Origin of the sequence: Streptomyces nigrescens, from assembly GCF_027626975.1 — a bacterium.
Classification (GTDB): Bacteria; Actinomycetota; Actinomycetes; order Streptomycetales; family Streptomycetaceae; genus Streptomyces; species Streptomyces nigrescens.
Genome location: NZ_CP114203.1, coordinates 5,124,289 through 5,138,051, shown reverse-complemented (window position 1 = coordinate 5,138,051; position 13,763 = coordinate 5,124,289). Strand labels below are relative to the sequence as shown.

The 13,763-nt window shown below is 69.6% G+C and carries 10 protein-coding genes and 1 tRNA gene; 5 read left to right on the top strand and 6 right to left on the bottom strand.

The genetic code is table 11. From position 1 onward, the window contains the following. The first annotated feature begins 65 nt into the window (after positions 1-65). The 3 genes from hrpA (at position 66) to STRNI_RS22960 (ending at position 4,879) form a co-directional block, all read left to right on the top strand. Positions 66-4,160 (top strand): ATP-dependent RNA helicase HrpA, encoded by a 4,095-nt coding sequence (gene hrpA / locus STRNI_RS22970; RefSeq protein ID WP_277411931.1) that lies wholly within the window; start codon positions 66-68, stop codon positions 4,158-4,160. 94 nt (positions 4,161-4,254) lie between these two features. Then, positions 4,255-4,329: transfer RNA gene (locus STRNI_RS22965), tRNA-Asp, on the top strand. A 316-nt stretch (positions 4,330-4,645) separates the two neighbouring features. Further along, complete coding sequence (locus STRNI_RS22960; RefSeq protein WP_037743161.1) at positions 4,646-4,879, top strand: DUF6274 family protein; 234 nt, start codon at positions 4,646-4,648, stop codon at positions 4,877-4,879. A gap of 529 nt (positions 4,880-5,408) precedes the next feature. Here the strand turns inward: STRNI_RS22960 and bldC are convergent. Next, positions 5,409-5,615 (bottom strand): developmental transcriptional regulator BldC, encoded by a 207-nt coding sequence (gene bldC / locus STRNI_RS22955; RefSeq protein ID WP_003949541.1) that lies wholly within the window; start codon positions 5,613-5,615, stop codon positions 5,409-5,411. Between the two features lie 514 nt (positions 5,616-6,129). Continuing rightward, positions 6,130-6,966 carry a DUF8083 family protein gene (locus tag STRNI_RS22950; RefSeq protein ID WP_018092659.1) on the bottom strand — a complete coding sequence of 279 codons (837 nt, stop codon included), beginning with the start codon at positions 6,964-6,966 and terminating at the stop codon, positions 6,130-6,132. Positions 6,967-7,162: 196 nt separating this feature from the next. On the opposite strand from STRNI_RS22950, the gene STRNI_RS22945 reads away from it, so the two are divergent. Continuing rightward, positions 7,163-8,281 carry a Leu/Phe/Val dehydrogenase gene (locus STRNI_RS22945; protein WP_026170170.1) on the top strand — a complete coding sequence of 373 codons (1,119 nt, stop codon included), beginning with the start codon at positions 7,163-7,165 and terminating at the stop codon, positions 8,279-8,281. A gap of 318 nt (positions 8,282-8,599) precedes the next feature. Continuing rightward, the gene (locus tag STRNI_RS22940) at positions 8,600-8,851 is read left to right on the top strand and encodes a DUF3073 domain-containing protein (RefSeq protein ID WP_018092657.1); all 252 of its coding nucleotides are present in this window, start codon (positions 8,600-8,602) and stop codon (positions 8,849-8,851) included. A gap of 186 nt (positions 8,852-9,037) precedes the next feature. Here STRNI_RS22940 and purM read toward each other — a convergent pair whose 3' ends face one another. From purM to STRNI_RS22920, 4 genes are all read right to left on the bottom strand, one after another. After that, positions 9,038-10,105 carry a phosphoribosylformylglycinamidine cyclo-ligase gene (gene purM, locus STRNI_RS22935; protein WP_109890760.1) on the bottom strand — a complete coding sequence of 356 codons (1,068 nt, stop codon included), beginning with the start codon at positions 10,103-10,105 and terminating at the stop codon, positions 9,038-9,040. Between the two features lie 34 nt (positions 10,106-10,139). Next, positions 10,140-11,699 (bottom strand): amidophosphoribosyltransferase, encoded by a 1,560-nt coding sequence (gene purF / locus STRNI_RS22930; RefSeq protein WP_018092655.1) that lies wholly within the window; start codon positions 11,697-11,699, stop codon positions 10,140-10,142. A 360-nt stretch (positions 11,700-12,059) separates the two neighbouring features. Next, complete coding sequence (locus tag STRNI_RS22925; RefSeq protein WP_266438122.1) at positions 12,060-12,857, bottom strand: maleylpyruvate isomerase family mycothiol-dependent enzyme; 798 nt, start codon at positions 12,855-12,857, stop codon at positions 12,060-12,062. Positions 12,858-12,867: 10 nt separating this feature from the next. After that, positions 12,868-13,737 (bottom strand): M23 family metallopeptidase, encoded by an 870-nt coding sequence (locus STRNI_RS22920; protein ID WP_159487623.1) that lies wholly within the window; start codon positions 13,735-13,737, stop codon positions 12,868-12,870. Positions 13,738-13,763 lie beyond the last annotated feature (26 nt).

Here is a 13,763-nt window from a genome sequence, read left to right as displayed (position 1 = left end):
GGGCACCGTCCGCACGGGCAAATGGTTCGCCAGTCGTTCAGGGGAGGTGAGATCCTGGGGGACGTATGTCCAGTCAGCCTGCCTCCGCCCTGCCCGACGGCTCTGCTCCCGCGCTGCCCGGCACCCCCGCTCCCGGCCTCTCCGACCTGCTGGAACGTCTGCCCGAGCTGATGCTGCGCGATCAGCAGCGGCTGGGCCGCCGGCTCGACGGCGCACGCCGCATCCGTAAGCCCGAAGCCCGGGCGGCGGTGCTCTCGGAGATCGCCGTCGGTATCGACGAGGCGGAGCTGCGGGTCGAGCAGCGTCGCGCCGCGGTACCCGAGATCACGTATCCAGAAGAGCTGCCGGTCAGCCAGAAGAAGGACGAGATCCTCGCCGCGATCCGCGACCACCAGGTCGTGATCGTCGCCGGTGAGACGGGGTCCGGCAAGACGACGCAGATCCCCAAGATCTGTCTGGAGCTCGGCCGGGGCATCCGCGGCCTGATCGGGCACACCCAGCCGCGCCGGATCGCGGCCCGTACGGTCGCCGAGCGGGTGGCCGAGGAGCTGAAGACCCCGCTGGGCGAGGCGGTCGGCTGGAAGGTCCGCTTCACGGACCAGGTCGGCGGGGACACCCTCGTCAAGCTGATGACGGACGGCATCCTGCTCGCCGAGATCCAGACGGACCGGGAGCTGCGCCAGTACGACACGATCATCATCGACGAGGCACACGAGCGCAGCCTCAACATCGACTTCATCCTCGGCTATCTGGCCCAGCTGCTGCCCCGGCGCCCGGACCTCAAGGTCGTCATCACCTCGGCGACCATCGATCCGGAGCGGTTCGCCCGGCACTTCGGCAGCTTCGCGTCCGTAGGGGCGGCGCCGGACCGCGCCGCTTCCTCGGCCGGGAGTGACGAGGAGACGAAGCCGACTGCTCCGATCGTCGAGGTCTCCGGCCGGACGTATCCGGTGGAGGTGCGCTACCGCCCGCTGCTGGAGGAGGGCGGCCAGGACGCTGACCGCGACCAGATCACCGCGATCTGCGACGCCGTGGACGAGCTCCAGTCCGCCGGGCCCGGCGACATCCTGGTCTTCCTCTCCGGCGAGCGTGAGATCCGCGACACCGCGGACGCGCTCAACAAGAAGGCCCTCCCGTTCACCGAGGTCCTCCCCCTGTACGCGCGGCTGTCGCACGCCGAGCAGCATCGCGTCTTCCAGCGGCACACGGGCAGACGGATCGTGCTGGCCACGAACGTCGCCGAGACCTCGCTGACCGTCCCGGGCATCAAGTACGTCATCGACCCGGGCATGGCCCGTATCTCCCGCTACAGCTACCGCACCAAGGTCCAGCGGCTGCCCATCGAGCCCGTCTCGCAGGCCAGCGCCAATCAGCGCAAGGGCCGCTGCGGCCGTACCAGCGACGGCATCTGCATCCGCCTCTACTCCGAGGACGACTTCCTCTCCCGCCCCGAGTTCACGGACGCGGAGATCCTCCGGACGAATCTCGCCTCCGTCATCCTGCAGATGACCGCGGCCGGCCTCGGCGACATCGAGAAGTTCCCGTTCATCGACCCGCCGGACCGCCGCAACATCAAGGACGGCGTCGATCTGCTGAGTGAGCTCGGCGCGCTCGACAGCAAGCAGAAGGACCCCAAGAAGCGGCTGACCCCGCTCGGCCGCAAGCTCTCGCAGCTGCCGGTCGATCCGCGGCTGGCGCGGATGGTGCTGGAGGCGGACCGCAACGGCTGTGTCCGCGAGGTCATGGTCATCGCGGCGGCCCTGTCCATCCAGGACCCGCGAGAGCGGCCCGCGGACAAACAGCAGCAGGCCGACCAGCAGCACGCCCGCTTCAAGGACGAGACCTCCGACTTCCTCGCCTTCCTCAACCTCTGGCGCTATGTCCGCGAGCAGCAGAAGGAGCTGTCCTCCTCGGCCTTCCGCCGGATGTGCCGCAGCGAGTTCCTGAACTATCTCCGGATACGTGAGTGGCAGGACATCTACTCCCAGCTGCGTTCGGTCGCCAAGACCATGGGCATCCACCTCAGCGAGGAGGACGCGGCGCCGGACCACATCCACACCTCCCTGCTTTCCGGTTTGCTTTCGCATATCGGCCTCAAGGACACCGACGCCAAGAACGACTATCTGGGCGCCCGCAGCGCCAAGTTCGCGGTCTTCCCCGGCTCCGCGCTCTTCAAGAAGCCCCCGCGCTGGGTGATGTCCGCCGAGCTGGTCGAGACGTCCCGCCTGTGGGCGCGGGTGAATGCGAAGATCGAGCCGGAGTGGATCGAGCCGCTCGCCCAGCACCTGGTCAAGCGGACATACAGCGAGCCGCACTGGGAACAGAAGATGGCCGCGGTGATGGCGTACGAGCGGGTGACGCTCTACGGCGTCCCGATCGTCGCCCAGCGCAAGATCACCTACGGCCGGATCGATCCGGAGACCTCGCGCGATCTGTTCATCCGTAACGCCCTGGTCGAGGGCGACTGGCGCACCCACCACCAGTTCTTCCATGACAACCGCAAACTTCTCGGCGAGGTCGAGGAGTTGGAGCACCGCGCCCGGCGCCGCGACATCCTCGTGGACGACGAGACGCTCTTCGACTTCTACGACCAGCGCATCCCCGCGGACGTGGTCTCCGGCGCGCACTTCGACGCCTGGTGGAAGAAGAAGCACCGCGAAGAGCCGGAGCTGCTGAACTTCGAGCACTCGATGCTCATCAACGAGTCCGCCGAGGCCGTCACGAAGGACGACTACCCGGATTCCTGGCGGCAGGGAAAGCTGAAGTTCAAGGTCACCTACCAGTTCGAGCCGGGCGCGGACGCGGACGGTGTGACCGTCCACATCCCCCTCCAGGTCCTCAACCAGGTCTCCTCCGAGGGCTTCGACTGGCAGATCCCGGGCCTGCGCGAGCAGCTGGTGACGGAGCTGATCCGGTCCCTGCCCAAGCCGATCCGGCGCAACTACGTCCCGGCACCGAACTTCGCGGCCCGCTTCCTGGACTCCACGGTCCCGCTGCAGGGCGCTCTGACGACGTCTCTGGCCGCGGGGCTGCAGCGGATGGTGGGCGTGCCCGTGGAGGCCGCGGACTTCGACGCGGCCAAGGTCCCGGACCACCTCAAGATCACCTTCCGGGTGGTCGACGAGCGGCGCCGCAAGCTCGCCGAGGCCAAGGACCTGGAGGCGCTGCGGCTGAAGCTCAAGCCGAAGACCCGGGCGGCCATCTCCAAGGCCTTCGAGCAGGCCGCCGAGCGGCCCTCCAGGGACCGCAAGGGCGGCACGGGCGACGGACCGGCGCCGGCCGGGCCGGAGCAGCGCACGGGGCTGACGTCCTGGACGATCGGCACGCTGCCGCGCACCTTCGAGACCCGGCGTGCGGGCCAGCCGCTGAAGGCCTACCCGGCGCTGGTCGACGAGGGCAGCAGTGTCGCCGTACGCCTCTTCGACACCGAGGCCGAGCAGCTCACCGCGATGTGGGCGGGCACCCGCCGGCTCATCCTGCTGAACATCCCGTCCAATCCGGCCAAGTTCGCCCAGGGCAAGCTGAGCAATCAGCAGAAGCTGGCGCTGTCCCGTAATCCGCACGGCTCCATCGCCGCGCTCTTCGAGGACTGCGTCACCGCCGCCGCGGACCGTCTGATCGCGGCCCGGGGCGGTCCGGCCTGGGACGAGGAGTCCTTCCGGAAGCTGTTCGACGCGGTCCGCGCGGACCTGGTGGACGTCACGCTGAAGACCATCCAGCAGGTCCAGGAGGTGCTGGCCGCCTGGCAGGCGTGCGAGCGCCGGCTGAAGGAGACCACGTTCCCCTCGCTGCTGCCGTCCCTCACGGACATCAAGGAGCAGCTGGCGGCGCTGATCAAGCCGGGCTTCGTGACGGCGCACGGCGCCAAGCGGCTGCCGGACCTGATGCGCTATCTGGTGGCCGCCGACCGCCGTCTGCAGCAGCTGCCCACCAACGCCGAGCGGGACCGCACCCGTATGGCGAAGGTGAAGGAGATGCAGGACGAATACGCCTGGCTGCTGGAGCAGTTCCCGCAGGGCCGCCCGGTGCCGCCCGCGGCCCTGGAGATCCGCTGGATGATCGAGGAGCTCCGGGTGAGCTACTTCGCCCACGCTCTGGGGACCGCGTACCCGGTCTCCGACAAGCGCATCGTGAAGGCGGTGGACGCCGCCGCGCCGTAGGAACCAGGGCCGCCGGTATCGAGTTCGACCGCACCCCCTGACCTGCTGTACAGTCTTGCTTCGCAGCCCGCCGCAAGCGGAAAGCGAAACGCAAGGTCCTGTGGAGCAGTTTGGAGTGCTCGCCACCCTGTCAAGGTGGAGGCCGCGGGTTCAAATCCCGTCAGGACCGCTTTTTTACGGCCCGCATCCCTCTCGGATGCGGGCCGTACTGCTGTCCGGACCGGGCCGCGCCCCGCGCGCGGCCGCCGGGCATCCCACATCCCGTCAGGTCACGCCCCACGGCCCGTATCGCGCACCGGTGCGGGCCGCCGTGCCGACCGCCCGCCGGCCTCCGCCCGCGCCCCCGCAGGACGCCGTCCCTGCCGCTGTCCATTTCCGCCCCCGCCGAATGCGGACCGTAGCCGGATTGGCGCCCGCTGTATTGACGGCGGCACGTACCGCCGGTACTCACTGAGGAAGGCGTGGGGGCCGGGGAGGTATGCGCAATGACGACTGCGGTACGGCACGAGACCAGGGCGCTGTTGCGGGCCCATCTGTCAGCGGCCACGGGCTACCGCCACCTGACGCGGCACTGCCCCATCTGCCATCAGCTGCAACGGCTCGCCATGGAGCCGCACACGGCCCGCTCCGGGCCTCCGGCGCCGACGTCCGCCTCCGCCTCGCCCGCGGCCGTCTGCGAGCCGCCGGCGGACGACGACGGGACTCCCGCGACCGCGTGACCACCGGCGCCGCCGCCACCCGCTGCGCGGTGACGGTCCGTTGGGTGTGGCGGGCGGGGTTCTCTATCGCAGCGGACGTATCGTCTTCAAGCGCCGCGTAGTGTGACGGGTGTCACCGAACAAGTTTGGCGCGATGCGGAACTTACACCCTCCCTACAACCGGTCAATTTAATATGTGCAATTGCACCACTCCTGAGACGGCTCCGGAGAGGGGGGTCGGGGTCCACACGGAAAGGCCCTCACAGGGCCCGTGAAGACCCCCTGGCCGCCGTCCGGGACGGCGCCGGCGCCAGGCCGGCCCGACCGCTCCGACGAGCCCTGAAGCGGGCGCACACAAAAAAATCGCGCTGGACCCGGCGGAGTCCAGCGCGATCGATGACGTACCCAAGTGGAGCGGGCGTGGGGCCTGTGGGGCAGGCGCCGCGTCGTATGAAGCTATGTGGAGCGTGGGTGGAGCGGTCGAGCTGTGTCGCGCAAAGCGGGCGCTTTCGGGTTGGGGGCCCCGAAAACGACCTGGTTATGCGGTTGTTCAGGCCTCGCTGCGCTGCTGCGGAATGCCCGCGAGCAGTGCGCGGACCTCAGCCTCGCGGTAACGCCGGTGTCCTCCGAGCGTGCGGATGGACGTGAGCTTGCCTGCCTTGGCCCAACGGGTCACCGTCTTCGGGTCCACGCGGAACATCGTGGCGACCTCAGCAGGGGTAAGCAGCGGCTCGGCGTCAGGGGTGCGAGCGGTCATGAGCGGCCTCCTCGGGAGAACCGAACCATCACGGTTCTTTCCTCTAAATTCTGCACCTTGACCCACGTTGCCCGAAATGGCGGACGCGGGCCGAGTCGGTTATAGGACGAACGGCTTGTCCTCGGCACTACAACTACACCATCTGTCCAGCCACGTCGGCCAAACCGATGGAATTGCCCTCTCAGGTGTTCAACCTCGGCGGAAGCCGATGGACCGTGCCATAGCGGACAGTCACCCGTCCGTGACGATCAGTCACAACGTGATCAGCCGCCACAGACCCCTCAAGGAGCGCAATACCGATCTATCCGCCCTTAGTTGGACGGAAGGAGCCCAGGTCGGGCTCCTTGTCCTATTTTGGCACGAGGGTATGGCTTGGGAGCAAGACCCGAAGTCAGTGCTTTAGGTCACGCTTGAGGCAATCGCCCGGATCAGGACCTACGTCCTTTACCGTCCAACCACCGAAAAGCGAACGCAGCGCTTCCGCACCACAAACCTTCGGCACCGCACCGGCGCCTCAGCTGGAGAACTGTCGTTCCCGCACCGCACGCCACCGCTCGGAAAGCTTCTCGTACGCGACTCCGGCCCGCTCGCCGTCCCCCTCGCGCAGCGCCGCCAGGCCCTCCGCCACCTCGGCGGCGGAACGGTCCTCGGCGAGCTGCCCCTCGGGCACCGCGTGCACCAGCCCTCCGTAATCCAGCTCCACGAGCGAACGCGGATGGAATTCCTCGAGCCAGCGCCCCACATCTACCAGGCCGTCGATCAAGGGCCCCTCTTCCAGGGCGTCCCGCAGGGTGCGCAATCCACGGGCGACCCGCCGCCGCGCCTGCACCATCGGCGTCCGGTAACGCAGCACCGGCCCCTGGTCACCCTTCGTGTACTCCCGCTCGCCGTCGGAGAACAGCACGAACCAGCGGACCGGGACGTGCCAGGCCGCCCCGCGGATCCAGGGTCTGGCGTCCGGGTTGCGCTCCCGCCACTGCTCGTAGTCGGTGGCCGCCTGCCGACGCACCACCGGGGGCAGCGCCGCATCCAGCACCGAGGCCGGCAGCAGCTCGTCCAGCGTCTCCAGGGCCTGCCAGCCGCGCAGCCGGGTGCGCCAGGGACAGACGCAGGTCACCTCGTTCACGACGGCGATGAAGGCGTCCGCGCTCTCGTGGACCGGCACCGGCACCGGAGGGGTCGGCAGCAGATCCGCCAGCGCCCGGCGCTGCTCGTCCTGGGCGGTAGGGGTCTTCGCCCGCTTGGCATAGCGCGCCCAGTGGGTGCGCTCCGGCTCGGGGAACGCAGCCAGCGGCTCGTAGACCCGTAGATATGCCATGTACGGGACCTTCACCGACGACGCCAGGGCCACGCCCGCTCCTTCAAAGGGAAGTCCGCCGCCGGGAGATCCCGAGGGCCCCCGCCGGCCTGCGATACGACCAGATCGTCCCATGCCCGTCCCCCGGGAGAGGGTGATCCTCGGCACCTGACCGATCAACCCGCCCCGCAGGTCTTACGCTCTTTTCAACCGGCCCTCCCCACCCGTCGGAGGGCATCCTTCGCGACTTATGGGAGTCACCACAGTGACTGACGTACGTCCGGCCTCCGCCGGCACCGACGGCGGCGTTCTGCACACTCTGTTCCGATCGGAGCAGGGTGGCCATGAGCAGGTCGTTCTCTGCCAGGACCGTGCCAGCGGCCTGAAGGCTGTGATCGCCATCCACAGCACCGCCCTGGGCCCCGCTCTCGGCGGTACCCGCTTCCATGCCTACGCCTCCGAGGAGGAGGCCGTGCTGGACGCCCTGAACCTGTCGCGCGGCATGTCCTACAAGAACGCCCTCGCCGGGCTGGACCACGGCGGCGGTAAGGCCGTGATCATCGGTGACCCCGATCTGATCAAGACCGAGGAACTCCTGCTCGCCTACGGCCGGTTCGTGGCCTCCCTCGGGGGCCGCTATGTCACCGCGTGCGACGTCGGTACCTACGTCGCCGACATGGACGTCGTCGCCCGTACGAACAAGTGGACCACCGGCCGCTCCCCCGACAACGGCGGCGCCGGCGACTCCTCCGTCCTGACTGCCTACGGCGTCTTCCAGGGCATGCGCGCCTCGGCCCAGCACGCCTGGGGCGACCCGACGCTGCGCGGCCGCAAGGTGGGCATCGCGGGCGTCGGCAAGGTCGGCCACCTCCTCGTCGAGCATCTCCTCCAGGACGGCGCCGAGGTCGTGATCACGGATGTCCGCGCCGAGTCGGTGGACCGGGTCCGCGCCAAGTTCCCGCAGGTCACCGCGGTCGCGGACACCGAGGCGCTGATCCGCACCGAGGGCCTGGACGTCTACGCGCCGTGTGCGCTGGGCGGTGCGCTGAGCGATGAGTCGGTGCCGGTGCTGACCGCGAAGGTGGTGTGCGGCGCGGCCAACAACCAGCTCGCCCACCCCGGCATCGAGAAGGATCTGTCCGACCGCGGCATCCTCTACGCCCCCGATTACGTCGTGAACGCCGGCGGTGTCATCCAGGTGGCCGACGAGCTGCACGGCTTCGACTTCGACCGCTGCAAGACCAAGGCGGCGAAGATCTTCGACACCACACTGGCGATATTCGCTCGTGCGAAGGCCGACGGCATTCCGCCCGCCGCGGCCGCCGACCGCCTGGCCGAGCAGCGCATGGCGGAGGCCCGGCACACCTGACCGAGGCCGGAAATGCGGCCTTGTCGGCCGGAAACAGCTGCTTGTGCGGCCCGCCACGGGTGATCAGGGAGACATCCCTCACCACCCGTCGGCGGGTCGCCGTACAGGACAGGTTAAAATCGCAGTTGACCAGCGGGGACGGGGCACCTTGCAGGTCGTGCCGAGCGGCGGGTGATGCGGGCGACGTACCGTATGGCCGCGGAAGCAGGTACCGTTAAAGCCCTACGGGCCGGTCTCTCTGTCGAGAGCCCGCTCTGATCCATGAACGCGTGTCAAGACTCTGGGGCCATCGAGCCCCGTCATTGAGGGGGTCGACCCATGGGGCGCGGCCGGGCCAAGGCCAAGCAGACAAAGGTCGCCCGCCAGCTGAAGTACAGCAGCGGTGGGACGGATCTCTCACGACTGGCCGACGAGCTGGGTGCATCACCGTCGAACCAGCAGCCTCCGAACGCAGAGCCGTTCGAGGAGGACGAGGACGACGACCCGTACGCACGGTACGCAGATCTGTACAACAGCGACGACGACGAAGAGGACGAGGGCGACTCGTCGGACCAGCGTCGTCGCGCTTGACCACGCTGTGCGCTCGCGGCACCCATAACAGCATCACGGACCCGGTCCTGGGCATTGCCCGGACCGGGTTCTGTGCTGCCCAGATAGCTGTCCGGATGACCGTTGGTGCGGCCGCCGCGCCGACGGCTGCCGACGAGGGCCGCACCTCCCATGGCCCGGACCGGGCCATGGGGCGGACTCGGCCGGTCAGCTCGCGTAGTCACCGGTCAGGGTCACTGCCTCTGCGTGGTCACCGCGCTCGGTGATCTCGCCGCTGACCCAGGCGTCCACACCGCGGTCGGCGAGCGTGGTCAGGGCGGCCTCCACCGATCCCTGCGGGACCACGGCGATCATGCCGACGCCCATGTTCAGGGTCTTCTCCAGCTCCAGGCGCTCGACCGAGCCGGCCGAGCCGACCAGGTCGAAGACCGGGCCGGGCGTCCAGGTGGCACGGTCGACCGTGGCGTGCAGACCGTCCGGGATCACCCGGGCGAGGTTGTTGGCCAGACCGCCGCCGGTGATGTGCGAGAAGGCGTGCACCTCGGTCGTACGGGTCAGTGCCAGGCAGTCCAGCGAGTAGATCTTGGTGGGCTCCAGGAGCTCCTCGCCCAGCGTGCGGCCGAACTCCGGGATCTCCCGGTCCAGGGCCATCCCCGCCCGGTCGAACAGCACATGACGGACCAGCGAGTACCCGTTCGAGTGAAGGCCGGAGGACGCCATGGCGATCACCGCGTCACCCGTACGGATACGATCCGCGCCCAGTACCCGGTCCGCCTCGACGACGCCCGTACCGGCACCGGCGACATCGAACTCGTCCGCGCCCAGCAGCCCCGGGTGCTCCGCGGTCTCGCCGCCGACCAGTGCGCAGCCGGCCAGCACACAGCCCTCGGCGATGCCCTTGACGATCGCGGCGACCCGCTCCGGGTAGACCTTGCCCACGCAGATGTAGTCGGTCATGAACAGCGGTTCGGCACCGCAGACGACCAGGTCGTCGACGACCATGCCGACGAGGTCGTGGCCGATGCTGTCGTAGACGCCCATCTTGCGGGCGATGTCGACCTTCGTACCGACGCCGTCGGTGGCGGAGGCCAGCAGCGGGCGCTCGTACCGCTTCAGCGCCGAGGCGTCGAAGAGGCCGGCGAAGCCGCCGAGCCCGCCGACGACCTCGGGGCGGGTGGCCTTCTTCACCCACTCCTTCATCAGGTCCACGGCGCGGTCGCCGGCTTCGATGTCGACGCCCGCACTCGCGTAGCTGGCACCAGTGGTCTCGGGCATGGCTGAGAACTTTCGTGTCGTGTGTGTACGAGCTCTACGGGCGGCGCAGCGCGTCGGCGCCGCCGACCCCGGCCGTGAGCGTCTGGACGCCGTCCACGTCGGACTTCGCCGGAGCCGCGGTCTCCGACTCCAGGAGGTGCTTGCCCAGCAGCTCCGGGTCGGGCAGCTCCATCGGGTACTCACCGTCGAAGCAGGCACGGCACAGATTCGGCTTGGCGATCGTGGTCGCCTCGATCATGCCGTCGATGGAGATGTACGCGAGCGAATCGGCGCCCAGCGACTTGCCGATCTCCTCCACGCTCAGCCCGTTGGCGATCAGCTCCGCGCGGGTGGCGAAGTCGATGCCGAAGAAGCACGGCCACTTGATCGGCGGGGACGAGATCCGGATGTGGACCTCGGCGGCGCCGGCCTCGCGCAGCATCCGGACGAGGGCGCGCTGGGTGTTGCCGCGGACGATCGAGTCGTCGACGACCACCAGGCGCTTGCCGCGGATGACTTCCTTGAGCGGGTTGAGCTTGAGTCGGATACCGAGCTGGCGGATGGTCTGCGAGGGCTGGATGAAGGTCCGGCCGACGTAGGAGTTCTTGACCAGGCCGGAGCCGTAGGGGATACCGCTGGCCTCGGCGTAGCCGACGGCGGCGGGGGTGCCGGACTCCGGGGTCGCTATCACCAGGTCCGCGTCGGCCGGCGCCTCGGCGGCCAGCTTGCGGCCCATCTCCACACGGGAGAGGTACACATTGCGGCCGGCGATGTCGGTGTCCGGGCGGGCCAGGTAGACGTACTCGAAGACACAGCCCTTGGGGCGGGCCTCGGCGAAGCGGCTGCTGCGCAGACCGTCCTCGTCGATGGCGACCATCTCGCCGGGCTCGATCTCCCGGATGAAGCTGGCGCCGCAGATGTCGAGGGCGGCGGTCTCGGAGGCCACCACCCAGCCGCGCTCCAGGCGGCCGAGGACCAGCGGGCGGATGCCCTGCGGGTCGCGGGCGGCATAGAGCGTGTGCTCGTCCATGAAGCAGAGCGAGAAGGCGCCCTTGACCTTCGGCAGGACGCGCGGTGCGGCCTCCTCGACGGTCAGCGGCTTGCCGTCCTCGTCGACCTGGCCGGCCAGCAGGGCCGTCACCAGGTCGGTGTCGTTGGTGGCCGCGACCTGGGTCGCGCGGCCGCCCTCGCGGGGCAGGGCGGCGACCAGATCCGCCAGCTCGGCGGTGTTGACCAGGTTGCCGTTGTGGCCGAGCGCGATCGAGCCGTGCGCGGTCGCACGGAAGGTCGGCTGGGCGTTCTCCCACACCGAGGCACCGGTGGTGGAGTAGCGGGCATGGCCCACGGCGATATGGCCCTGGAGGGAACCGAGCGAAGTCTCGTCGAAGACCTGGGAAACCAGGCCCATGTCCTTGAAGACGAGGATCTGGGAGCCGTTGCTCACCGCGATGCCCGCGGACTCCTGTCCACGGTGCTGCAGCGCATACAGCCCGAAATAGGTGAGTTTGGCGACCTCTTCACCCGGAGCCCAGACACCGAAGACGCCGCAAGCGTCCTGGGGGCCCTTCTCACCGGGGAGCAGGTCGTGGCTGAGTCGTCCGTCACCACGTGGCACGGCACCGAGTCTAGGGCAGGTCGCGCATTCATCCGAACCGGGGATGGCCGCGCAACTGGAGAAGTGCATGAATGCGGCCGGTGTGAGTTTGACGTGGCCACGATCGTCGGGCCGGTGGCCGGCCGGCCGGGACCTCGCCGCTCCCGGGCCGAGTGCCGCCCCGGCCGCCGCGCTGAACTGCGTTTTCTTCACCGCTGAGCGGATTGCGGCGCTCCGCTTCTCGCTTCACCGCGGTCGCCCGTTGTGCGGCCATGGCGTCACTTCCCCCGGGTTTGCCGCTCGCGGTGTCCTCCCCGTCCGTGTGAGATACGCGACGTGCACCGTCCGCCGCCGGGCCCGGCTCGGACCGGCACGGCCGGATCAGCTCATGACGGGCAGATACCCGCCGATGTCGGCCCTCTCACCGCCGGCGCTGACGCGCGCCGCGTCCACCGCCTCGGCCCAGGTGGTACGGCCGGTGGCCAGCCGTATCCAGGTCAGCGGGTCGGTCTCGACGACATTCGGCGGGGTGCCGCGGGTGTGCTTCGGCCCCTCGACGCACTGCACCACGGCGAACGGCGGCACCCGGACCTCGACCGAGCCTCCCGGCGCGCGGGCGGCCAGCACATCGGCCAGCAGCCGGGTCGTATTGGCTAGTGCCTGGCGGTCGTACGGGATCTCCTGGCCGGTCGCCGCCGCGAGATCGTCGGTGTGCACGACGAGTTCGAGGCAGCGGGTGACCAGGAAGTCGGACAGCCGCATCGCGCCGGGGACGACGACCATCACCCGGTCATCGGGCTCCGGCCCGACGACCTCGGTGTACTCCGCCGCGGTGCGCTCCAGCAGGTCCACGGGCTCGTGGGCGGCGGCCAGGGCGCGGCTGCGCTCGTCGACCGAGGAGGCGAGCGGGGCGGACGCGGACGGCCACTCCAGCAGGGTGGCCTCCGGCCGCGGCGGTGCCGGCTGCGCGAGGCTGCGCGCCACCGCGCCCACCGCCATGGCCAGATGCGCCACCAGCTCCCGCACCGTCCAGTCGCCGAGGCGGGTCGGCAGCGCGAGCTGCTCGGGCGTGAGAGCGCGTACGGCGTCCCGGACATGGTCGAGCTGGGCCGCGACGGCGGCGCGGGTCTTCTTCGGGTCGTACTGACGGGCGCGCGGCTTCCGGGCGGCGGGTGGCATGTGGATCAGCCTATGCGGGACCACTGACAGTGCCCTCGGTTTCCGCCACCGCCGCCGGGGCCGCCTCGAAGATCTCGCCGTTGGCCGGGACGCCGATGTCCTGCCAGGTGAAGGGGAGCCCGTCGGCGGTTTTGCAGTCGACGGCGTCCATCAGCTGGAAGTGGACGTGCGGTTCGGTGCTGTTGCCGGAGTTGCCGCACTGACCGAGCTGCTGCCCGGCCCGGACCCGGTCCCCCGGGCGGACGGTGAGCGAGCCACGGCGGACATGGGCGTAGAGCGCGTAGGTGCCGCCGCCCAGGTCGAGGATCACGTGGTTGCCGATGATCCGCCGGGCGCCGCCCAGGGTGCGGCCGATTCCCTCGACGAGGAAGAAGTAGACGACCGCGGGCCATGACGTGCGGCTGAGGTGGTCGCGCTGGCGGTCGTCGGTGCGGACGACGGTGGCGTCGGCGACAGCGAACAGGGGCGCGCCGAAGGCCGGGAAGTCCGCATTGCCCCGGGCGAGGGGCCACCAGCCGAAGCCGGGCCGGGCGCCGGGCTCGGGCTCGGCCACGATGTCGATGGCGTACGCCTGCCCGTAGGCCCGGGTGCCGTGGCTGGGGACCTTGTCGGCGGGACTGTTCTGCGCCTTCCAGCGGCCGGTGACCGGCGCGGCGGTCACCACCGGCTCGGGAGCGGACCCGGTGACGCCCGCGGCCTTCGTGCCGGACCTCCGTCGGTTGACGCCGAATCCGATCAGCAGCCACAGGACGAGCGGAATCCAGGTCAGCCAGTACGCGAAGTAGTCGACGAAGACGTTCGTGACGACCATCCCGATGAAGGTCAGCAGGCAGAGGCGGGCGGCGAATGCGGAGAGCTTCCGTGCGGACGTGGACGGCATGTGTTTCCCCCTGGGGTCGGCTCGGC